At 45.0% G+C, this 21829-nt stretch carries 21 protein-coding genes and 1 pseudogene; 12 read left to right on the top strand and 10 right to left on the bottom strand.

Features of this window, described 5'->3' with window-relative positions; translation table 11 throughout:
* Nucleotides 1-92: 92 nt before the first annotated feature.
* The 4 genes from MHH79_RS05530 to MHH79_RS05545 all read left to right on the top strand — a co-directional run bounded on the left by MHH79_RS05530 (nucleotide 93) and on the right by MHH79_RS05545 (nucleotide 2745).
* The gene (locus MHH79_RS05530; RefSeq protein ID WP_100506226.1) at nucleotides 93-869 is read left to right on the top strand and encodes a YhfC family intramembrane metalloprotease; all 777 of its coding nucleotides are present in this window, start codon (nucleotides 93-95) and stop codon (nucleotides 867-869) included.
* 114 nt (nucleotides 870-983) lie between these two features.
* Nucleotides 984-1151 (top strand): hypothetical protein, encoded by a 168-nt coding sequence (locus MHH79_RS05535; protein ID WP_172398294.1) that lies wholly within the window; start codon nucleotides 984-986, stop codon nucleotides 1149-1151.
* A gap of 133 nt (nucleotides 1152-1284) precedes the next feature.
* The gene (locus MHH79_RS05540) at nucleotides 1285-2325 is read left to right on the top strand and encodes a M42 family metallopeptidase (RefSeq protein ID WP_038428732.1); all 1041 of its coding nucleotides are present in this window, start codon (nucleotides 1285-1287) and stop codon (nucleotides 2323-2325) included.
* Nucleotides 2326-2337: 12 nt separating this feature from the next.
* Nucleotides 2338-2745: an ASCH domain-containing protein gene (locus MHH79_RS05545; protein WP_015383260.1), complete on the top strand. Its 408-nt coding sequence runs from the start codon at nucleotides 2338-2340 to the stop codon at nucleotides 2743-2745.
* A gap of 37 nt (nucleotides 2746-2782) precedes the next feature.
* Here the strand turns inward: MHH79_RS05545 and gltT are convergent, their stop codons facing one another.
* Entirely contained in the window at nucleotides 2783-4072 is a 1290-nt protein-coding gene (gene gltT / locus MHH79_RS05550) for a glutamate/proton symporter GltT (RefSeq protein WP_003245579.1), read from the bottom strand.
* 270 nt (nucleotides 4073-4342) lie between these two features.
* Nucleotides 4343-4477: a protein YhfH gene (yhfH, locus tag MHH79_RS05555; protein WP_003244802.1), complete on the bottom strand. Its 135-nt coding sequence runs from the start codon at nucleotides 4475-4477 to the stop codon at nucleotides 4343-4345.
* 157 nt (nucleotides 4478-4634) lie between these two features.
* Between yhfH and MHH79_RS05560 the strand changes: the two genes are divergently transcribed.
* The 4 genes from MHH79_RS05560 (at nucleotide 4635) to lcfB (ending at nucleotide 8745) form a co-directional block, all read left to right on the top strand.
* Nucleotides 4635-5369: an MBL fold metallo-hydrolase gene (locus MHH79_RS05560; protein WP_047182374.1), complete on the top strand. Its 735-nt coding sequence runs from the start codon at nucleotides 4635-4637 to the stop codon at nucleotides 5367-5369.
* Nucleotides 5370-5381: 12 nt separating this feature from the next.
* Nucleotides 5382-6377 carry a lipoate--protein ligase LplJ gene (gene lplJ, locus MHH79_RS05565; protein ID WP_014479356.1) on the top strand — a complete coding sequence of 332 codons (996 nt, stop codon included), beginning with the start codon at nucleotides 5382-5384 and terminating at the stop codon, nucleotides 6375-6377.
* A 64-nt stretch (nucleotides 6378-6441) separates the two neighbouring features.
* A complete protein-coding gene (locus MHH79_RS05570; protein WP_015483041.1) occupies nucleotides 6442-7086 on the top strand; it encodes an SDR family oxidoreductase in 645 nt (214 codons plus the stop codon).
* A 117-nt stretch (nucleotides 7087-7203) separates the two neighbouring features.
* Entirely contained in the window at nucleotides 7204-8745 is a 1542-nt protein-coding gene (gene lcfB / locus MHH79_RS05575) for a long-chain-fatty-acid--CoA ligase LcfB (RefSeq protein ID WP_309529744.1), read from the top strand.
* 38 nt (nucleotides 8746-8783) lie between these two features.
* On the opposite strand, the gene MHH79_RS05580 is transcribed toward lcfB, so the two are convergent.
* Entirely contained in the window at nucleotides 8784-9179 is a 396-nt protein-coding gene (locus MHH79_RS05580; protein ID WP_003245187.1) for a hypothetical protein, read from the bottom strand.
* A gap of 148 nt (nucleotides 9180-9327) precedes the next feature.
* Between MHH79_RS05580 and MHH79_RS05585 the strand changes: the two genes are divergently transcribed.
* A complete protein-coding gene (locus MHH79_RS05585) occupies nucleotides 9328-10608 on the top strand; it encodes a M48 family metallopeptidase (protein WP_309529743.1) in 1281 nt (426 codons plus the stop codon).
* A gap of 38 nt (nucleotides 10609-10646) precedes the next feature.
* Here MHH79_RS05585 and aprE read toward each other — a convergent pair whose 3' ends face one another.
* Complete coding sequence (gene aprE / locus MHH79_RS05590; protein ID WP_046340224.1) at nucleotides 10647-11792, bottom strand: subtilisin AprE; 1146 nt, start codon at nucleotides 11790-11792, stop codon at nucleotides 10647-10649.
* A 426-nt stretch (nucleotides 11793-12218) separates the two neighbouring features.
* On the opposite strand from aprE, the pseudogene MHH79_RS05595 reads away from it, so the two are divergent.
* The 3 genes and pseudogenes from MHH79_RS05595 to MHH79_RS05605 all read left to right on the top strand — a co-directional run bounded on the left by MHH79_RS05595 (nucleotide 12219) and on the right by MHH79_RS05605 (nucleotide 14912).
* Nucleotides 12219-12661: pseudogene (locus MHH79_RS05595) on the top strand (GNAT family N-acetyltransferase).
* A gap of 71 nt (nucleotides 12662-12732) precedes the next feature.
* Nucleotides 12733-13725, top strand: coding sequence for an acryloyl-CoA reductase (locus MHH79_RS05600; RefSeq protein ID WP_003233163.1), 993 nt, complete (start codon nucleotides 12733-12735; stop codon nucleotides 13723-13725).
* 215 nt (nucleotides 13726-13940) lie between these two features.
* Entirely contained in the window at nucleotides 13941-14912 is a 972-nt protein-coding gene (locus tag MHH79_RS05605; RefSeq protein ID WP_063334991.1) for an ABC transporter substrate-binding protein, read from the top strand.
* Nucleotides 14913-14943: 31 nt separating this feature from the next.
* On the opposite strand, the gene phoE is transcribed toward MHH79_RS05605, so the two are convergent.
* The 6 genes from phoE to MHH79_RS05635 all read right to left on the bottom strand — a co-directional run bounded on the left by phoE (nucleotide 14944) and on the right by MHH79_RS05635 (nucleotide 21793).
* Entirely contained in the window at nucleotides 14944-15525 is a 582-nt protein-coding gene (gene phoE / locus MHH79_RS05610) for a phosphatase PhoE (protein WP_003233157.1), read from the bottom strand.
* A 70-nt stretch (nucleotides 15526-15595) separates the two neighbouring features.
* Nucleotides 15596-16690 (bottom strand): acetyl-CoA C-acyltransferase, encoded by a 1095-nt coding sequence (locus tag MHH79_RS05615; RefSeq protein WP_063334992.1) that lies wholly within the window; start codon nucleotides 16688-16690, stop codon nucleotides 15596-15598.
* The gene (locus tag MHH79_RS05620) at nucleotides 16691-18127 is read right to left on the bottom strand and encodes an acyl-CoA synthetase (RefSeq protein ID WP_063334993.1); all 1437 of its coding nucleotides are present in this window, start codon (nucleotides 18125-18127) and stop codon (nucleotides 16691-16693) included.
* Nucleotides 18128-18131: 4 nt separating this feature from the next.
* The gene (locus MHH79_RS05625; protein WP_015383271.1) at nucleotides 18132-18692 is read right to left on the bottom strand and encodes a biotin transporter BioY; all 561 of its coding nucleotides are present in this window, start codon (nucleotides 18690-18692) and stop codon (nucleotides 18132-18134) included.
* A gap of 134 nt (nucleotides 18693-18826) precedes the next feature.
* A complete protein-coding gene (gene hemAT, locus MHH79_RS05630; RefSeq protein ID WP_309529742.1) occupies nucleotides 18827-20125 on the bottom strand; it encodes a heme-based aerotactic transducer HemAT in 1299 nt (432 codons plus the stop codon).
* Nucleotides 20126-20263: 138 nt separating this feature from the next.
* Entirely contained in the window at nucleotides 20264-21793 is a 1530-nt protein-coding gene (locus tag MHH79_RS05635) for an FAD-dependent oxidoreductase (protein WP_181218753.1), read from the bottom strand.
* Nucleotides 21794-21829 lie beyond the last annotated feature (36 nt).

Consider the following 21829-nt stretch of genomic DNA (forward strand, 5'->3'; position numbering starts at 1 on the left):
TATTAGTATCTGGTACTAAAAAGAAGGTTTTTTTACAAAAAAAGAGAAGTGTAGAATAGGGAATCTATGAAAAAGAAAAAGGAGGCTGAAAAATGGTCAGTCAAGAAGCAGTAGTCTTTTTGGCATTATCCGGGGCTATTGCGTTTCTGTTGCCAATCGGGCTGATTGTATGGTTTAAGCGAAAGTATGGCGCCTCGCTTAAAGTGTTTTTTATTGGCGCTCTCACGTTTTTTGTCTTCGCTCAGCTGCTGGAAGGCGGCGTTCATGTTTATGTACTGCAAGTGAATGAAATGACGAAAGAAGCGATGCAACATCCATTATGGTATGGCATTTACGGCTGCTTGATGGCTGGAATTTTTGAGGAGTGCGGAAGGTATATGATGATGCGATTTTTTATGAAGCGCCATCATACTTGGGCGGATGGTCTGGCTTTCGGGGCAGGCCATGGCGGGCTTGAAGCCATCCTGATTACAGGCTTGTCCTCTATCTCACTTATTGTATACGCATTTGCAATCAATAGCGGGACGTTTGAACAGCTTTTGGTCAATGGCGACGTCAAACAGGCGCTTTTGCCGATACAGGAGCAGCTGCTGCATACTCCTTCGTATGAATGGATGCTGGGCGGAATAGAAAGAATCAGTGCCATTGCCGTTCAAATTGGGCTGTCTCTGCTTGTTTTGTACGCGGTTAAAAGCCGCCGGCCGCTGTTTTTGTTGTATTCTATTCTTTTACATGCACTGTTTAATGTACCGGCGGTTTTATATCAGAGAGGAATCATAGAGCATGCTGCTGCTGTTGAAATCATTGTTGCTCTTATAGCGTCTTTATCAGTTTATTGGATTGTAAAAGCAAAAAGGGTGTTTCAATAAAAGGTCCAAGCAGCAGCAATGCCCGCTTGGAAAAATGTGAATGGAAATATTCATTAAGCATGGGTCATCAGAATATTTCTGATTCAGTCTTTAGCAATGACAGCAAGAATGTCTGTGTTTTTTACAAGAGAAACAATGGTGTTTCTTTTTCTTCTTCTTCTCGCAAGGGTCATGGCATTCTTTCTTTTTCTTGCAATGGTCGTGGAAATCTTTATCGAACCACTCGTCAAAGAACCAAAAATCATCGAACCAATCGTGACAACGACATTTCTGTTCATGTGAATGACGACAGCACATAGATATCCCTCCTCTTCCCATGCTCTCTACAGCATATGAGAGATTGATAGGAAAAGATTGGACGGGTCCCTCGGGAAAAGAGTATATTTTAAGTAGAAAATAAAAGGAGGAATGCCCTATGACGTCCGTACGTAAAACGATGGAGCTCATTAAAGAACTTGTATCGATCCCAAGCCCGACAGGAAATACATATGAGGTGATCAATTATATTGAAAGCCTTTTAAAAGAATGGAAGGTAGAAACGGTTCGGAACCACAAGGGCGGCTTAATTGCAACGCTTCCAGGACGCGACACATCCCGGCATCGTATGCTGACAGCGCACGTTGACACCCTCGGCGCTATGGTGAAGGAGATTAAAGCGGACGGCCGGCTGAAAATCGACTTAATCGGCGGGTTCCGCTACAACTCGATTGAGGGGGAGTATTGCCAAATTGAAACCGCCTCGGGAAAAACGTACACAGGCACAATTTTAATGCATCAAACGTCTGTGCACGTATACAAAGACGCGGGAAAGGCTGAGCGGAATCAAGAGAATATGGAGATCCGCCTAGATGAACCTGTTCACTGCCGGAAAGATACGGAGGAGCTTGGCATTGGCGTCGGAGACTTTGTGTCGTTTGATCCACGTGTCGAGATCACATCAAGCGGATTTATTAAATCGCGCCATTTGGATGACAAAGCAAGCGTCGCCTTATTGCTCCGCTTAATTCATCAAATTCAAACAGAAGACATTGAGCTGCCGTATACAACCCATTTTCTTATTTCAAATAATGAAGAAATCGGTTACGGCGGAAATTCGAATATTCCTCCTGAAACAGTTGAATATTTGGCGGTTGATATGGGGGCTATCGGTGACGGGCAGGCGACAGATGAGTATTCAGTATCAATCTGTGTGAAGGATGCGAGCGGGCCGTATCATTATCAGCTCAGAAAGCATTTAGTTCAATTAGCCGAGAAGCATCATATCGACTATAAGCTTGATATATATCCGTACTACGGGTCTGATGCGTCAGCAGCGATCAAATCCGGGCATGATATTGTGCATGGCCTCATAGGGCCGGGAATTGATGCTTCCCATGCATTTGAACGCACCCATAAATCATCTCTTCGCCATACCGCTAAGCTTCTGTATTACTATGTACAGTCACCAATGGTATAAGGGGGAGGACCAATGAAGATTTATAAGCTGAAAAGCACATTCGGCTGGGAAGGTGATGACGGGTTGGGAGAACAGCTGATTCAGCAGATCCTTGCCGGAGAAAAAACCGCCACGTGCGCGCCGAAATCATTGTATTCAAAAGATGAATTGAGGGACGTTTATCAAACAGCGGGTCAGCTTGTTACCGTTTATGATAAACATGACAATCCAAGATGCAATATAAAAGTAACAGATGTCTTTGAAACCAGCTTTGGTGCGCCTGATATGAGGTTAGTCAAAGGAGAGGGCAATGGAGACCGAATTGAGGAGTTTCAAGAGGATCATCAGATGGCATGGGCGGAACTGATCAAAAGCGGTGAACTGGAGCTGAATGAGGATACTGTTTTGATTACAGAGCTGTTTGTGCTCGTTAAAGATTAAAAAAAGCCTGCGGGGCAAGAACCCCGCAGGCTTTTCATTAACCAGAAATGGTTGCGTTTTGTTCTGTTTTCGATTGGGACATAACAGTTTCTGCTTTCGCAGGATTAAACATGCCTTCCCATTTAGACATCACAACGGCAGCAAGCGCGTTACCAGTCAGGTTGACAACTGTACGTGCCATATCCATGATGCGGTCTACGCCGGCAATAAAGGCAAGTCCTTCAGCCGGAACGCCGATGGTGCCAAGCGTTGCAAGCAAGACAACAAAAGAAGTACCAGGCACGGCAGCCATCCCTTTAGATGTCACCATTAAGACGAGCACAAGCGTAATTTGGTGCCAAATCGTCAAATCAATGCCATATACCTGTGCTAAAAAGAGTGCGGCAATAGATTGATAGAGAACGGAACCGTCTAAGTTAAACGTGTAACCGATCGGAATAACAAAGGAAACAATGCCTTTCGGACATCCGATTTTCTCCATTTTTTCCATAATGCGCGGAAGAACCGTTTCAGAGCTGGACGTACTGAACGCCAGTAAGATTTCGTCCTTCATGTAAGCAAGGAACTTGAAGATGCTGATGCCGGCAATTTTTGCGACAATCCCGAAAATAACAATTAAGAAGAAAGCAAGCGCGACATAAACCAATCCGACGAGCTTTCCGAGAGAGATAAGAGAACCGAGTCCGAATTTAGACACAGTCACTCCGATAAGAGCGAAAACGCCGAATGGCGCCACTTTCATCACAAGGTTTACAACGTGGAACATGGCATGGGATACACCTTCAAAAAAGGCTAATACAGGCTTGCCTCTTTCACCGATCGCGGAAATACCCAATGCAAATAGTACTGTAAAGCAGATGATGGCTAGAAGATCCCCTTCGACCAATGACTGGAAGAAGTTTGTCGGCACAATATGGAGGAACGTTTCCGCCACTGATTTATTACTTTGTTCTTTTTCAGTTTCAACATATTGACTGATGTCCGATTTTTGAGCTTCGTGTATATTAACTCCTGTACCCGGATGGAAGATGTTTGCAAGGGCTAGTCCGAGAATAATGGCAAAAGTCGTGATGATCTCGAAGTACAGAATCGTTCTGAAGCCTAATTTACCGACTTGCTTTCCATTTCCTGCACCGGCTACACCGATGATTAAGCTGGAGACAACAATAGGAATCACTATCATTTTGATTAAGCGTAAAAAGAGATCCCCGATTGGCTGCAGGTAAGTAGGCAATGCTGGGTTGCCATACCAAATGACGCCAACAATGACACCTAGAATAAGTCCAACGAATATTTGTGTGGCTAATCCAAACTTAATTCTTTTCATAGATTACCTCCCAAAAAACAAAGTATCAACATATATCATGAATAGACATATATTTAATCTCACTATTAGATCAAATTATAATAGATAAGAAATCAATTCGTCTATAGTAAATTATATTTCGAAAATAAAGAATATTCAATGACATTATGATAATCACCAGAATTATCTAAAAACAGGTGAGCTTTGACCTAACCTGACTATTATTTCAAAATTAAGAGATATGTGAAAAAATAAGAAAATCCCACGCGTAAGGCGCGGGATTTTCGCTCATTACAAATCGTTTACTTTTATACAGTCATTGCAGATATTACCATAGCACTCATGCTGCTCTTCTATCTTTTTTCCGCATTCCGCACACTTTTTCGAAGGCAGGTTTCTAAAAAATTCTGTGATTTTCCCCAGCATAACCAATCCCTCTTTCCCCTTTGTAGTGATTTCATTGTAATATAACAGATTGAAAAAATCAATAACTGTTTTGATACAATGTTTAAAACATGCTTTTTTCAAGAAAAATGGGTATATTGAAGGAGGATCAATTTTTTTGAAAAGATAGGAGGACATTATGAAAGTTACAGTTATCGGATGCTATGGCGGTTTTCCGGCCGCAAATGAAGCGACGTCAGGCTATTTGTTTCAATCAGGTGATTACTCTCTGCTTGTTGATTGCGGCAGTGCCGTATTGTCTAAGCTGTTCGGATATGTGCCGGCGGAAAAGCTGGATGCGGTCGTTCTGTCTCATTATCACCATGACCATATCGCTGATATCGGGCCGCTTCAATTTGCCAAGCAAGTCGGTTCGTTTCTCGGCAAAGGAGAGCATACGCTTCCGATTTACGCACATGATGCTGATATAGAACAGTTTCAAAAGCTTACATATAAAACACATACAAAAGGGATCGCCTATCAGCCGGATCAGCCGCTGACTGCCGGTCCGTTTACGATCACCTTTTTAAAAACGATTCACCCGGTGACGTGCTATGCCATGCGGATTACTGACGGCAGCCACACTGTCGTTTATACTGCTGATTCCAGCTATCAGGATTCATTTATACCGTTTTCGAAAGATGCTGATTTATTGATCTCGGAATGCAATTTTTATGCCGATCAAGACGGAACAAGTGCAGGCCATATGAACAGCCTGGAAGCCGGGCGCATTGCAAACGAAGCGGGAGCGGGAGAACTGCTGCTGACACATTTGCCGCATTTTGGCGTGCATGACAACCTTCGCAAAGAAGCGAAAACCGTTTTTAACGGAGAAGTGAATATTGCGAAATCAGGTTTTGTGTGGGAAGGATAAAGGAGGAGCACCATGTTATTTATAGACAATCAAAATATCAATGATCCGCGGATCAATCTTGCTATCGAGGAGTACTGTGTCAAGCATTTAGACCCTGAACAGCAATATTTGCTCTTTTATGTGAATCAACCGTCTATTATCATTGGGAAAAACCAAAATACAATAGAAGAAATCAATACAAAATATGTTGAGGAAAACGGGATTATCGTCGTCCGCCGTTTATCAGGCGGGGGCGCTGTGTACCATGATCTGGGGAACTTGAACTTCAGCTTTATTACCAAGGATGACGGGGACAGCTTTCATAACTTTAAAAAATTCACTGAGCCGGTGATTCAGGCGTTACATCAGCTTGGGGTTGAAGCCGAATTAAGCGGCCGGAACGACATTGTAGTAGATGGCCGGAAAATATCCGGAAACGCTCAGTTTGCAACGAAAGGCCGTATTTTCAGCCACGGCACCCTCATGTTTGATTCAGCCATTGATCATGTTGTATCAGCATTAAAGGTGAAAAAGGATAAAATTGAATCAAAAGGCATCAAATCGATCAGAAGCCGAGTGGCAAACATCAGTGAGTTTCTCGATGATAAAATGACCACCGAAGAATTCCGCAGCCATTTGCTTCGCCATATTTTTAACACAAACGACATTGGAAACGTGCCGGAGTATAAGCTGACGGAAAAAGATTGGGAGACCATTCATCAAATTTCGAAAGAGCGCTATCAGAATTGGGATTGGAACTACGGCCGCTCGCCGAAATTTAACCTTAATCATTCGAAGCGTTATCCGGTTGGATCGATCGATTTGCGCCTGGAAGTCAAGAAAGGCAAAATCGAGGACTGCAAAATCTTCGGAGATTTCTTTGGTGTCGGTGATGTATCTGAAATTGAAAACCTGCTGGTCGGAAAACAATACGAACGCAGCGTCATCGCTGATGTGCTCGAAGGTGTGAATCTCAAGCATTACTTTGGGAACATTACGAAAGAGGATTTCCTTGATCTGATTTATTAAGGCAAAACACATCGTTTGAAAGAGCGGTTGTGTTTTTGAAATAATGGAGGCAGGAGGGATTCACATGAAAGTGTTTTTAATCGGAGCGAACGGACAAATCGGGCAAAGACTCGTCTCTTTATTCCAAGATAATCCTGATCATTCCATCAGAGCGATGGTCAGAAAAGAAGAACAGAAAGCGTCTCTTGAAGCTGCCGGTGCAGAAGCTGTGCTTGCGAATCTGGAGGGCAGCCCGGAAGAAATCGCCGCTGCGGCAAAAGGCTGTGACGCGATCATTTTCACAGCCGGTTCCGGCGGCAGCACAGGCTATGATAAAACGCTGCTGGTGGATCTTGATGGAGCGGCAAAAGCCATTGAAGCTGCGGACATTGCCGGAATCAAACGGTTTATTATGGTCAGCGCCCTGCAAGCCCATAACCGTGAAAATTGGAATGAGGCACTCAAACCTTATTATGTGGCCAAGCATTATGCTGATAAAATTCTGGTAGCGAGCGGTTTAACCTATACGATTATCCGTCCGGGAGGCCTTCGCAATGAGCCTGGAACGGGAACTGTTTCAGCAGCGAAGGATCTGGAGCGGGGATTTATTTCCCGTGATGACGTTGCAAAAACGGTCATTGCCTCTTTAGATGAGAAGAATACGGAAAATCGGGCCTTTGATCTGACAGAAGGAGATACGCCGATTGCCGAAGCATTGAAGAAACTATGACAGTACTGACACTCAGGGCTTTTTGCTCTTGAGTGTTTTTTTCTGTTTCTCTATAATGGAGGAGAAAGCTTGGCTTCAATAATGAATGACTATTCATTCACTTTAAGGGGTGGGAGAATGAATCTTGTTTCAAAATTGGAAGAAACAGCATCTGAGAAGCCCGACAGCATCGCATGCAAGTTTAAAGATCACAAGATGACGTATCAAGAGCTGAATGAACATATTCAGCGATTTGCGGACGGCCTTCAGGAAGCCGGTATGGAGAAAGGGGACCATCTAGCTTTGCTGCTTGGCAATTCGCCTGATTTTATCATCGCGTTTTTTGGCGCTTTAAAAGCTGGGATCGTGGTTGTTCCCATCAATCCGTTGTACACGCCGACAGAAATTGGTTATATGCTGACAAATGGTGATGTAAAGGCGATCGTGGGCGTTAGCCAGCTTTTGCCGCTTTATGAGAGCATGAATGAATCGCTGCCAAAGGTTGAGCTCGTCATTTTATGCCAGACGGGGGAGGCAGAGCCGGAAGCTGCGGACCCAGAGGTCAGGATGAAAATGACAACGTTTGCAAAAATACTGCGGCCGACATCTGCCGCTAAACAAAACCAAGAACTTGTCCCTGATGATACCGCGGTTATTTTATATACGTCAGGAACGACTGGAAAACCGAAAGGCGCGATGCTGACTCATCAGAATTTGTACAGCAATGCCAACGATGTCGCAGGCTATTTGGGAATGGATGAGAAGGACAATGTGGTCTGCGCTCTTCCCATGTTTCACGTGTTTTGTTTAACCGTCTGCATGAATGCACCGCTGATGAGCGGCGCAACTGTCTTGATTGAGCCTCAATTCAGTCCGGCATCTGTTTTTAAGCTTGTTAAGCAGCAGCAGGCGACCATTTTTGCCGGTGTACCTACGATGTATAATTACTTGTTTCAGCATGAAAACGGAAAGAAAGATGATTTTTCTTCCATCCGGCTGTGCATTTCGGGAGGCGCGGCCATGCCAGTCGCGTTGCTGACGGCGTTTGAAGAAAAATTCGGTGTTACCATTTTGGAAGGCTACGGGCTCTCGGAAGCATCACCCGTCACGTGCTTTAACCCGTTTGACAGGGGCAGAAAGCCGGGCTCCATCGGGACAAGTATCTTACATGTCGAAAACAAGGTCGTAGATCCGCTCGGACGCGAGCTGCCCGCTCACCAGGTCGGCGAATTGATCGTGAAAGGCCCCAACGTGATGAAGGGCTATTATAAAATGCCGATGGAAACAGAGCATGCCTTAAAAGACGGCTGGCTTTATACGGGGGACTTGGCAAGACGGGATGAGGACGGCTATTTTTACATTGTTGACCGGAAAAAAGACATGATCATTGTAGGAGGATACAATGTGTATCCGCGGGAGGTGGAGGAGGTGCTGTACAGCCATCCGGACGTCAAGGAGGCGGTTGTCATCGGCGTGCCGGACCCCCAAAGCGGGGAAGCGGTAAAGGGATATGTGGTGCCGAAACGCTCTGGGGTAACAGAAGAGGACATCATGAAGCACTGTGAAAAGCATCTGGCAAAATACAAGCGGCCTGCCGCCATTACGTTTCTTGACGATATTCCGAAAAATGCGACGGGGAAAATGCTCAGACGGGCACTGAGAGATATTTTGCCCCAATAAAATGAAAAAGCGAAGCGGTTAGCTTCGCTTTTTCATTTTCAATCCTTTGCTTCTTTTTTAATAATATTTAGCAGCGCCTTTGTATCATTTTTGCTTAATTTGTAGTATGTGCCATCCTTCAAAAAAACGGCTTGCTGGCTGCCGTCAATCCATAGTCTGAATGAGTCATACCGGTCTTTATGAAACTTGATTGTCCCTTCGTAATCAGGGGCTGATGTTTTTTCTGTCTTCACCTGTTTTCCCTGATTCATAATATCCAGCATATCTTTGACGTGCTGTCTTTTTTCAATCTCGATATCTTCCTGGCCGCTTGAAGACAGTGTGATCAAATCCGCGTCTACCGATTGATACACATCGCCTGATCGGCTGTAAAGATAGAAAAATGCTATAAACACAAGACCGATTACCACGATGGCTGCCACTATTTTTTTCATTTTCATCACTCCAAACATTGTTAGTTTTCCCAGCGATCGGGCTTTCCATGCTTAAAAGGGTGGAAAAGTGCGGAACACAGCTTGGTTCTAAGAATTTGAATTTATGATTAGAATAGAAGTAACGGGTTGATGTGAGGAGTGAGGCGTTATGCGCAAGTGGATTGCGGCAGCAGGACTTGCTTACGTGCTGTACGGGCTGTTTTTTTATTGGTATTTTTTCCTGTCGGGTGATTCCGCAATACCGGAAGCCGTGAAAGGGACGCAGGCTGATCCGGCTTCTTTCATGAAGCCGTCTGAGTTGGCAGTGGCCGAGCAGTATTCGAATGTCAAGAATTTTTTATTTTTTATCGGGGTACCACTTGATTGGTTTCTGTTTTTTGTTCTGCTGGTCAGCGGTGTTTCAAAGAAAATTAAGAAATGGATGGAAGCGGCCGTGTCTTTTCGGTTTTTGCAGACCGTTGGTTTTGTGTTTGTGCTTTTGCTGATTACAACATTGGTGACGCTGCCTTTAGATTGGATAGGATATCAAGTATCGCTTGACTATAACATTTCCACACAGACAACGGCCAGCTGGGCTAAGGATCAGGTTATCAGCTTTTGGATCAGCTTTCCAATCTTTACGCTTTGCGTTCTCGTTTTTTATTGGCTGATCAAAAGGCATGAAAAAAAATGGTGGTTATACGCCTGGCTGTTAACAGTGCCGTTTTCGCTTTTTCTGTTTTTTATTCAGCCGGTCATTATCGATCCTTTATACAATGATTTTTATCCGCTGAAAAACAAAGAGCTTGAAAGCAAAATTTTAGAGCTGGCAGATGAAGCCAATATTCCGGCTGATCATGTATATGAAGTGAACATGTCAGAAAAAACAAATGCGCTGAATGCCTATGTTACAGGAATTGGGGCCAACAAACGGATTGTATTGTGGGATACGACGCTGAACAAACTTGACGATTCAGAAATTCTGTTTATTATGGGCCACGAAATGGGCCATTATGTCATGAAGCACGTCTATATCGGACTGGCCGGCTATTTGCTCGTGTCGCTCGCTGGATTTTATGTCATTGATAAGCTTTACAAGCGGACGGTTCGCCTAACCCGCAGCATGTTTCATTTAGAAGGGCGGCATGATCTTGCGGCACTTCCGCTGTTATTGCTTTTGTTTTCTGTTTTGAGCTTTGCGGTGACGCCTTTTTCTAATGCTGTCTCGCGTTATCAGGAGAATAAGGCTGACCAGTATGGGATCAAGTTGACAGAGAACAGAGAAGCCGCTGTTAAAACGTTTCAGGATTTGGCCGTGACGGGGCTGAGCCAGGTTAATCCTCCGGTGCTTGTGAAGATTTTCAGAGGCAGCCATCCGTCGATCATGGAACGGATTCAACATGCGGAGAAAGAAGAGAATGCGCCGGAACATCAGGATGCTGACAAATAAAAAGAAGCAGGTATGGAGGAACCTGCTTCTTTTTACTATTATTGTGCAGCTGCTTGTACGTTGATTAACCCTTTTCCATAGTAGAAAGAGTTTCCAAGATATGTTGCAGTGCTTTCTAAACGATCACGGACTTGCGCGTTTGTCCAAGTCGGATGCTTAGAAAGAATTAGCGCTGCTGCTCCGGCAACGTGAGGAGTCGCCATTGACGTTCCGTTGTAAGCACCGTAAGTGCCTCCAGGAAGTGTGCTTTGGATGGACACGCCAGGAGCCATTACATCAAGCTCAGAACCTGCGCTTGAGAATGAAGCTCTTTGGTTGCTGCTGTTTACCGCACCTACCGCAATGGTAGAAGGATATTTTGCAGGGTAGCCGACTGTGCTTGTGCTGCCCGATGAACCTTCGTTTCCGGCAGCGGCAGCAACGACGATACCGCTGGAAACTGCTTTATCAACGACTGTTTTCAGAGCTGTAGATCCAGAAGGTCCGCCAAGGCTCATGTTGATAACATCCATATTGTTGGAAATAGCCCACTCAATGCCGTTAATAATCCAGCTGTATTGGCCGCTTCCTGTTGAGTCAAGAACTTTTACTGCATATAACGATGCGTTTGGCGCTACGCCCAGAACACCGATTGTGTTATTAAGAGCGGCAATCGTACCGGCTACATGTGTGCCGTGAGAACTGCCGTCCTGGTATGGGTTTGTTTCAGAAGGTACGAAGCTTGCTCCGCCTCTGACGTTTAAGTCAGGATGAGAAGAGTCAATTCCGCTGTCGATAACAGCTACTTTTACGTTAGAGCCTGTGTAGCCTTGAGAGTGAAGAGCCGGCGCTTTAATTTGAGAAATGCCGTAAGGAACAGATTGCGCATATTCATGTGCAATATGATCTTCTTCCACATATGCAACGCTCGGATCTTGTTTCAATTCTTTTACAGCTTTTTCATCCAATGTTGCTGCGGCTGCGTTAACATACTTAAACTGCTTTTGAACCTTTCCGCCTTTTTCAGAAATAACATCCTTTTTCTTGGCGGAACTCATGGCACTCATTGTCTGTTTAAATCCAACAATGTATTTCTTTTCTGTACTGCTTTTTCCGGCAGCCTGCGCAGACATGTTGCTGAACGCCATCGTAAAGATTAACGTTAACGCAAACAACAAGCTGATCCACAATTTTTTGCTTCTCACTCTTTACCCTCTCCTTTTAAAAAATTCAGAGTAGACTTACTTAAAAGACTATTCTGTGAATTTATTGTAATAGATGGAATAATATTTTAGTAGACCCATTTTTTTGAGATGATTTTATCTCTATTTAGGTATATCATCTCTCGTTATTTCCGTAGAGACTCGAAATAACTACTTTCATACAGAAAAGAACGAAAATAGACATGAGTAAATGTTCATTATGCTGAAATGTCATGCTTTTTTAGGTTAAATGCTCCTGAGTCCCGACAAATTCCTGTCGAAAAAATTCGTTCAAATGACCTGCATGTGTTTCCGTGAGAACAATGGATATTATCGTGATATTCTTTCAATGCATGATGATAAAAGTATTCTGGAAAATAAGTTTTACAGAAAATTCTATTAGGGATAGAAGAGGGAGGAAGAAATGAGATGAACATTCGCCAAGCAAAGACATCAGATGTGGCCGCCATTGCGCCGTTGTTTAACCAATATCGGGAATTTTATAGACAGGCATCCGATTTGCAAGGGGCAGAGGCTTTTTTGAAAGCTCGTTTGGAAAATCACGAGTCTGTTATTTTGATAGCAGAAGAAAATGGAGAATTCATAGGCTTTACCCAGCTCTATCCAACGTTTTCTTCTGTGTCAATGAAAAGGATCTACATATTAAATGACTTATTTGTCGTTCCTCAGGCGCGTACAAAGGGAGCCGGTGGCTGGCTGCTTTCTGCCGCAAAGGATTATGCAGGGGGGCAAAATGTTTAGCACTTCAGACTGAGCACCACAACCGGAAGGCAAGAAGCTTGTATGAGCAAAACGGCTATGAAGAGGATACCGCATTTGTCCATTATCGTCTCAATGTGCCGGCGAAGTGAAAATGGCGGCTTGATGATTTGGTTTTTTGAACGTTCTTCGGTTACGATATAAATGAAAAGGAGTGTGCCGAATGTCAACGTTATTTCAAGCATTGCAGGCAGAAAAAAATGCCGATGATGTTTCAGTCCATGTGAAAACCATATCAACAGAGGATTTGCCGAAGGATGGTGTCCTGATTAAAGTTGCTTATTCCGGCATCAATTACAAAGATGGTCTGGCCGGAAAAGCAGGAGGCAATATTGTCAGAGAGTATCCGCTTATTTTAGGCATCGATGCTGCGGGTACGGTCGTCTCTTCCAATGATCCGCGTTTTGCGGAGGGGGATGAGGTGATCGCGACAAGCTATGAGCTCGGTGTCTCCCGTGATGGCGGATTAAGTGAATACGCTTCGGTGCCTGGTGACTGGCTGGTGCCTTTGCCACAGAATCTTTCGTTAAAAGAAGCGATGGTGTACGGAACGGCGGGATTTACTGCGGCGTTATCAGTGCATCGGCTTGAACAGAACGGTCTGTCTCCGGAAAAAGGCAGCGTGCTAGTCACAGGAGCAACTGGCGGTGTCGGCGGAATTGCGGTATCGATGCTGAACAAGCGGGGCTATGATGTGGTGGCAAGCACCGGAAACCGGGAGGCGGCTGATTATTTGAAACAGCTCGGTGCAAGCGAAGTAATCAGCAGGGAAGATGTCTATGACGGAACGCTTAAGGCGCTGTCCAAGCAGCAATGGCAGGGAGCGGTTGATCCAGTCGGCGGAAAACAGCTTGCCTCGCTTTTAAGCAAAATTCAATACGGCGGATCTGTCGCGGTGAGCGGCTTAACCGGAGGAGGAGAAGTTCCGGCAACGGTGTATCCTTTTATTCTTCGCGGAGTAAGCCTGCTCGGAATCGATTCAGTATACTGTCCGATGGACGTCAGAGCCGCTGTTTGGGAGCGCATGTCTTCTGATCTCAAGCCTGATCAGCTGCTGACCATCGTGGACAGGGAAGTATCATTGGAAGAAACGCCGGGTGCGTTAAAAGATATTTTGCAAAATCGCATTCAAGGAAGAGTGATTGTGAAGCTTTAACAGGATCAGCTTGCAGAGAATGTTATTTTTCTGCAAGCTTTTTTGTGGACAGGATGATCAGCTGCTGAACTGCTGTGTCGCGAAACAAGATTTTCCTGTAAGCCGAACTTTCTCTTCTCATTTTAAAATAATTGGTGATAATGATTCTCATTCCGTGTTATACTACTCTTGGACATCTTAACCATAGAAACTACCAACAGGAGAGACTGGAACATATGAAAAAAACACTGATTATTCTTACAGTTTTACTTCTTTCTGTCTTAACGGCTGCTTGCTCGTCTTCAAGCGGCAATCAAAACAGTAAAGAACATAAAGTGGCGGTAACACATGATTTAGGGAAGACAGATGTGCCTGAGCATCCGAAGCGGGTTGTTGTTCTTGAGCTTGGTTTTATTGATACACTGCTTGATCTCGGCATTACGCCTGTCGGGGTTGCCGATGACAACAAAGCGAAGCAGCTGATCAACAAGGATGTGCTGAAGAAAATTGACGGCTACACATCTGTCGGCACTCGCTCACAGCCAAGCATGGAAAAAATCGCTTCATTAAAACCCGATTTAATTATTGCTGACACGACCCGGCATAAGAAGGTGTACGATCAGCTGAAAAAAATAGCGCCGACGATTGCGCTTAATAATTTAAATGCAGATTATCAGGATACAATTGACGCTTCACTTACGATTGCAAAAGCAGTCAGCAAGGAGAAGGAAATGGAGAAAAAGCTGACGGCGCATGAAGAAAAGCTTAGCGAGACAAAGCAGAAAATCAGCGCGAACAGCCAGTCCGTGCTTTTGATCGGAAATACAAATGATACGATTATGGCCAGGGATGAAAACTTCTTTACATCAAGACTTTTAACACAGGTCGGCTATCGATATGCAATCAGTACGTCAGGTAATAGCGATTCAAGCAATGGCGGCGACTCTGTGAATATGAAAATGACACTGGAGCAGCTGCTGAAAACAGATCCGGATGTGATCATCCTGATGACAGGAAAAACAGATGACCTCGACGCCGACGGTAAACGCCCGATCGAAAAGAATGTCCTTTGGAAAAAGCTGAAGGCAGTGAAAAATGGGCATGTATACCACGTGGACCGTGCGGTGTGGTCTTTGCGCCGCAGTGTAGACGGGGCGAATGCCATTTTGGACGAGCTTCAAAAAGAGATGCCGGCTGATAAGAAATAAAAGAAAAGACAGGCAAACACCTGTCTTTTTCTTATTTGATAAAGCCGGATAAGTGGCTGTTGATATTATAGTCTTTTATCCGCCATTTTTCTTCTGCAAATTCAATGTTGCTGAGGCAGGCGTTGACGAGGCGCGTGCTTTGAAGCTCCGGGTCACCGCCCGATATTTCCGTCAGCAGTGCGTGAATTGCCGCACCGTGCGCCACGATCAGTACCTTCTTGTTTGGGTACGCCTGGTTCACTTTTGCCAAACCGCCCATCAGCCTGTCAGTGAGTTCTTCTAACGTTTCCATATTCGGATAGATGTTATCCGGATAGCGCTTTGTCCGTTCCTCCAGCGGCATGCCCTCCGCGTCGCCGTAATCGCGCTCCTTAAAATCATCCATCTCGACAATCGGAAGATGCAGATATTCATTAATAATTTCCGCGGTTCTTTTCGCTCTTTTCAGCGGGCTCGTCACGATAATATCCCAAGAAAAGTCCTTTACATATTCTCCGGTTTCTCTTGCTTGGCGTTCACCTGTTGCGTTTAGCGGAATATCGGTTTTGCCTTGGCATTTTTGCTGCAGGTTCCAATCGGTTTCTCCATGTCTTACTAAGCAAACGGCTGTCATAAAATCCCCTTCCTGACTTTATTCATATCACTATTATACTAAATCGAAAGCGTGCATCCTATGAAAAAGCCTATGCAAGAACTTCAAATAATAACGCCAGCCCGATTCCGCCGCCGCTTCCGATGGCTGCAACAGCATATTGACAGTCTGTCCGTCTTTTCGCTTCATAAAACAATCTGGTTACCAGAGCTGCACCTGATGCACCGTATGGATGGCCAAGAGCTAATGCGCCGCCGCGCACATTGATTTTTGAAAAGGGAATGCAGAGTTCTTGCGAGCAGACACAAATTTTGACGGCAAAGGCTTCATTGATTTCAAATAAACCGATATCCTCAGGTGTTACATCGTGTGTATATAAGAGGTTACGGATCGCATCAACCGGTGCCGCGGGCGGATAGTTGGGGTGAATCCCGCTGACTGCGCTGCCGATAAACCGGAGAACAGGCTTAAGTCCCAGGGCTGCCGCTTTTTCTTCTTTCATTACCAAAAGAGCCGCTGCTCCGTCTGCTATGCCGCTGCTGTTGGCTGCTGTGACTGTTCCGGAGCTGGTGTCGAAAACCGGCTTTGCGCGGGGAATAATCGCTTTTATCGGACGTGTTTTCAAAAATGCTTCGTCTGTCTCCAATTCCCCGAGAGGAACAATTTCTTCACGGTAAAATCCTCCATCATGCGCGTTCCTGCTGCGTTGATGGCTGAGAAGCGCGTACTCATCCTGCATGTTTCTGCTGATGGAATAACGTGCTGCCGTATATTCTGCTGCGATTCCCATGTCGGGATCGCCGATGGCATCTGGAGAAAAGCGGGCCCGTTCTGAAAAAGGGGATTGGCTGCTGCTTTCTGAGCCGCCCGCGATATACATCGTGCCGGCTCCCGCTTGAATAAGGCTGCAGGCATAGCGCACAGCTTCAAGGCCGGAGCCGCACTGTCTGTCAATTGTCATTCCGGGAACCGATAAAGGCAGTCCAGCTTGAAGGGCTGACAGTCTGGCGAGGTTGCCGCCTCTGCCGGTAGCATTTCCGAGAATGACCTCGTCAATTTGATCCTCTAGCTTTCGGCTGAGACAGCGGATGATGGGAGCCGCCAAATCCTCCGGCAGGAAGGGCTTCAGCAGTCCGTTTTGATTTCCAAAGATCGTTCGTTTTGCATCAACAATAACGGCATTCATTTATACTGTACGTCCCTTTTCTAGCCATTTTTTCACTCTGGAACGGGCAATTTTTCCGCTGCTCGTTTCCGGCAAGCTGTCTGCAAACACCCATTTTTTCGGGATTTTATAGGAGGCTAATTTCTGTTTACACCAGGCTTTCAGTGTTCTGGCATTAGCGTTTCCAAGAATGACAGCTACAGCGATTTCTCCCCAATACTCGTCGTGAATGCCAACGACAGCCGCGCTTTCAACCTCTGGGCAGGCGAGAAGCACACGTTCAATTTCTTCTGGGAAAATATTTAATCCTCCGTACACGATCATCCCGTTTTCTCTTCCTGATATGTATAGAAAGCCATCCTCATCAACATAGCCCATATCATCCACAGTCATCCATTCATCTGGTGTGCTGCCGTTAACATAGCCGGAAAACCGCATCGGGCTTTTGACAAATATTTTTCCGACTTCCCCTGGCTGACAGCGTTCTCCTCCAGCGTTGCGGATTTCGATCCGGACATTATGAAAAGGGCGGCCCGCTGACTGCGGCTTCCGTTTGCTGTCTTCCGGTGAAGAAAACGTCACAAAACTAAGCTCTGATGTGCCGTAAAAATCGTACAGCTTGAGATGAGGCCATGCAGCGGCAAGCTTCTTCTTGGATTCTGCCGGCCAGTCTGCGCCGGATGAAATGATTTTGACGGGACTGTCGGGAAAACCCTCAATCCTTACGAGGGCGTCTGTCATCGTCGGTACGGTATAGAGAACACTGATGGATTCACGGCACAGCCATTCCTTCGCTTTGGCAGCAGAAAACTTTTTCAGCAAACAAACGGTTCCTCCGAGAAACAAAGTGCTGACTGCCCCGTATAAGAAGTGAGAGGACATTAACGTCCCGGGAATCAATACCGTGTCATTTGATGAAATCGAAAAATCTGTTTCTGTACAGGTAAAGCTCTCTATCCATGAGCGGTGAGATCGCGTAAAGGCCTTCGGTTTTCCTGTCGAGCCCGATGTAAATCCCATATAAAAAGGGTGCTCCGGATCAATGGTAGGCAAGGGATCAGCGGCTGCTTCAGAAATATCTGCCATACAGTTATCCAGAAAAACAACAGGTGTCTGGCTATCTGTCAGTTTGTTTTTGAAAAAGGCTAAAGTAACCACAAGATCCGCATTGCTTATGGACAGCCTCTCCTTGCATTCAGCCGGGCTCCAGCGTGTGTCGATGGGAATTGCCGTACATCCAGCCGCTGCGGCTCCGGCAAACAGCTGTAAAAACGCCAGACTATTTGGGAGCAGGATCGCCACACGATTCGGCATGCTCGGCTGTGACCGCAGCCAATTTGCGGTTTGAAAGACAAGCCGATCCCAATCCTGGTACGTGATTTGCTCCGATTCAGTCTGGATCGCCACACGCCCGGGCGATGTTGCGGCAATAGATGAATAGGTATGAGTAATTGTCATAAAATCAGCCTCCTTTCGTAAACATCGTATCAGAAAGAGACAAGGCTTGAGTGATTTTTATCGCCAGAAATGCAGATACAGCCGCTTTTATCAAATCACCGGGCACATATGCAAGGCTCATGAAGGCGGCCTGTGACAAATCAATATGCATGATAAAAGCTTGTACCGGTATACCAAGCAGATAAATAAAGATGATGCCGAATACAATATGAGTGAAAAAGAGACGCAATACTGTCACCTTCCGCATCCTGTTAGCGGCTAAACTGATAAGCCATGAAGCGAGGGGATAAGCAATCAAAAAGCCTGCGCTCGGTCCGAAAAACACACCAAAACCGCCTCGTCCGCCGGGCAACAGCGGCGCTCCGAAGGCGACGAGCAGCAAAAAGACAAGCTGGCTTAAGAAAGCAGACTTTGGCCTGAGGATGCTGCCTGCCAGCATGACACCAAGCGTTTGCAATGTAATCGGAACAGGTGTAAAGGATAAGAAGAGAGGGGGCATAAAGCCGAGCACTGCCATCAGTGCGGTGAAAATAGCAATATGCATCATGTCGATTAATTTCAGCATGTGAAATCCTCCAAACAGTAATCAAATATGGTTATACAATAAATGCAGGTAATTATTATGTCAACTGATTTTTAATTTAAGTTTACATAATGAACGCAAAAAAACCGGCCGTATGGCAGACCGGTTTTTGATGGTTATTCTTCTGTCAGGATGACAAGCGAATCAACGGAAGCGGCCACATGGGAAACGGCGCGGCTGACTTCCTGAAGCCCTCCAAGAAAGGCTTGCAGATCGACGTCGATTTTGCCTGATTGCTCTTTGCTGATTTTCATGCTGTGGACGATTTCATCGAATAAGCGGTTAATTTGCGTCATTTTTTCTTTACTGTCGCTGACTAGCTCATTCACGTCTTTTATATGCTTGGATACAATGTTGATTTGTGTATTCGTATTGTTCACAAGCTCAGAAACAGTAGAGACGGTTTTTTTCGTGTCCTCAGAAAGCTTCCGTACTTCATTTGCCACGACAGCAAAGCCTTTGCCGTGTTCTCCGGCGCGGGCGGATTCAATAGATGCATTGAGCGAAAGAAGGTTTGTTTGTTCAGCTATGCCTGTGACGATGCCGAAGATTTTTTCAATTTGCTGCGCGATTTCATCCAGTTTGACCATTTCTTTTTCGATTTGGACAAGGCTTGTGTCAATTTTGTTCATCTGTTTTTGCTGGACTTCTAGCTCTTTTTTTCCGCCGATCGACTTTTCTTCAACAGTGCTGGATGTTACAGTGCCGGCTTTGGATGCTTGAGAAATGCCCTCAGATTTGTCCACAAGCTCTTGAACTGATCTGCTTGTTTCTGAAAACAGATTGGCAATCGATCCAGAGGTTTCTTGAATTTTCTGATGAAGAAGGTTTTTCTTTTCTTCTTGTTCATCACGGGTTTGGTTGTACTCGCTTTGAAACGCTTCAAGGACAAGCTGCTGTTCTAAGTTCAAGATTTTTGTTGTTGCTTTAATGGCTTTCAGCAGTTCTTGCTGATTTATAATGGACGCTTCGTAAATGTCAATCATTGACAAAAGGAGCTCTTGAAACGCACCCATATACCATTTTGGCAAAAGGCCGATTCTTAAATGGATGGAGGCGATTCGGTTACGCTTTTCAATAAATTCATCATCGATAACGCCTGCAAACATTTCCTGAATATGCCGTTTTAACGTTTGTTTTAAGCGGTCAACTGAGCTGTGATCATTAATGATATCCATCAATGAGCTTTCATGGTCAAGGTTTTTATAAAACGCATCAACGATGCATACGATATTTTCTTGAATGAGTGGCTGAAGCTGCTCTAACACGTAAAGCTCAGCATCTCCCAACCTGACCATTTTGAGCTGTTTTTTGACATCTGCATGTTTGTTTGTGAGATGAATGCGGTTTTTTTGTTGTCCGTTTGAATCTGAAAAGTAAGCTGTTTCTTGTTTTCTGTCTTTTTTAAATAACAATACAATGATCCCCCTTGGGAAAAATATAATTTTTACTTTTTGGCTTTTTAAGCCTTTTTCTTTTTTATCGGCCAAGGGAAACATGAATGAAGCTGCAGATGAAAAATATTTGAAAAACCGTTCATTAAAATGAACGGTTTAATCGAGATCTATTTGTTTTAATGGTTTAATGGCCGGACCCTCTACAACTTCGCCAGATGGCTTAAAGCGTGATCCGTGGCACGGACAATCCCACGTATGCTCACTGTCGTTCCACTCGACCTCGCAGCCTAAATGGGTACAAGTCGTATCAACGAGATGGAGGCAGCCTGTCTCATCCCGAAATGCTCCCGCTCGCCTACCGTTTATGGTGACGGCTTTCCCTTCTCCTGGCGAAATGTCTTCAAATTGGACATCAGGCTTTTCAAGCTTTCCTTTAATCAAATGCTTGGCGACATCGGCATTGTAGGAAATCACTTTCTGCAACCCGGGATTCAGATGGAAACGGGACGGAGTGAAAATGCTTTCGTATGGATTGTCTTTTTTCTCCACAAGGTCTGACAATAAAGTAGCTGCGACTGCTGAGGACGTCATGCCCCATTTTTTGAACCCGGTCGCTACTAGAATATTGTCCTCATTTTCCGACATCGGCCCGATAAACGGGATTTTGTCGATCGTCACTAGATCTTGGGTGGACCAATAATATGGAATGCTTTCGATGCCGATGGTGCTTTCGGCCAGTTGTCTTAGTGTTTCATAATGTGTAGACATGTCTTTTCCCTGGCCTGTTTTATGGCTTACTCCGCTGAAGAGAATCAGCTTTTCACCGTTTACAACCGTATAGCGGAGCGCCACTGACGGTTGATCGATACTCAAATACATGCCCTCGGGATACTCGATCTTCGGCTTGATGGCAAGGACATAAGATCTGTCGGAGTACATTCTCGCAGCATATAATCCGCCTCCGTCATAAAAAGGGAAGTGGGAACAGCATATGATAAAGCGGCTCTTAATAGCGTGCCGGCTTTTGGTTACCACTTCGGGCCTTTCGCCTTTTTTGATATCAAGCGCAACGGTCTCTTCATAAATTCGGCCGCCTTTTTGAACAATTTGCTCCAGAAGCGCTTTTAAGTATTGAAGCGGATGAAATTGAGCTTGATTCTTCATGACAAGCGCCAGCTTAGAACCTAAGGGAATTGGAAGATCCTTGATAAGGTCTCTTTCAATTCCGAGCTTTGTGTATGCCTCATGCTCGGTGCGGATTTTTTGAACAGCGTTTTCATTTGCCGTATAAAGATATGCGTCTTGCTCGATCCATTCACAATCAATTTGATGTTCATCCACAATGCCTTTTATGTAATCAATTGCGTTTTGGTTTGCTTCATAATAAAGCCTCGCATGGTTTAATCCGAAATTGCGGATAAATTCGTCGTATATCATGTCATGCTGTGCGGTAACTTTAGCAGTTGTATGCGCAGTGGTTCCGTTAAGAACCTGATTTGCTTCAATCAAAACGACACGGAAGCCTCTCTTCGTAAGTTCATATGCCGTTGTGATTCCTGTAATCCCGCCTCCGATAATGGTGACGTCACATTCAGTGTCCTCTTGAAGCGCAGGAAAAGAAGGCAGGTCAGTTGATGTTTTCCAGTATGTTTCAGGTGCTTCCTTTGCAAAATGTTGATTAGCCAAGCCGTTATACCTCCAATCAGATTTATTCTTAATTTT

This window comes from Bacillus sp. FSL K6-0993, assembly GCF_037977205.1.
Classification (GTDB): domain Bacteria; phylum Bacillota; class Bacilli; order Bacillales; family Bacillaceae; genus Bacillus; species Bacillus subtilis.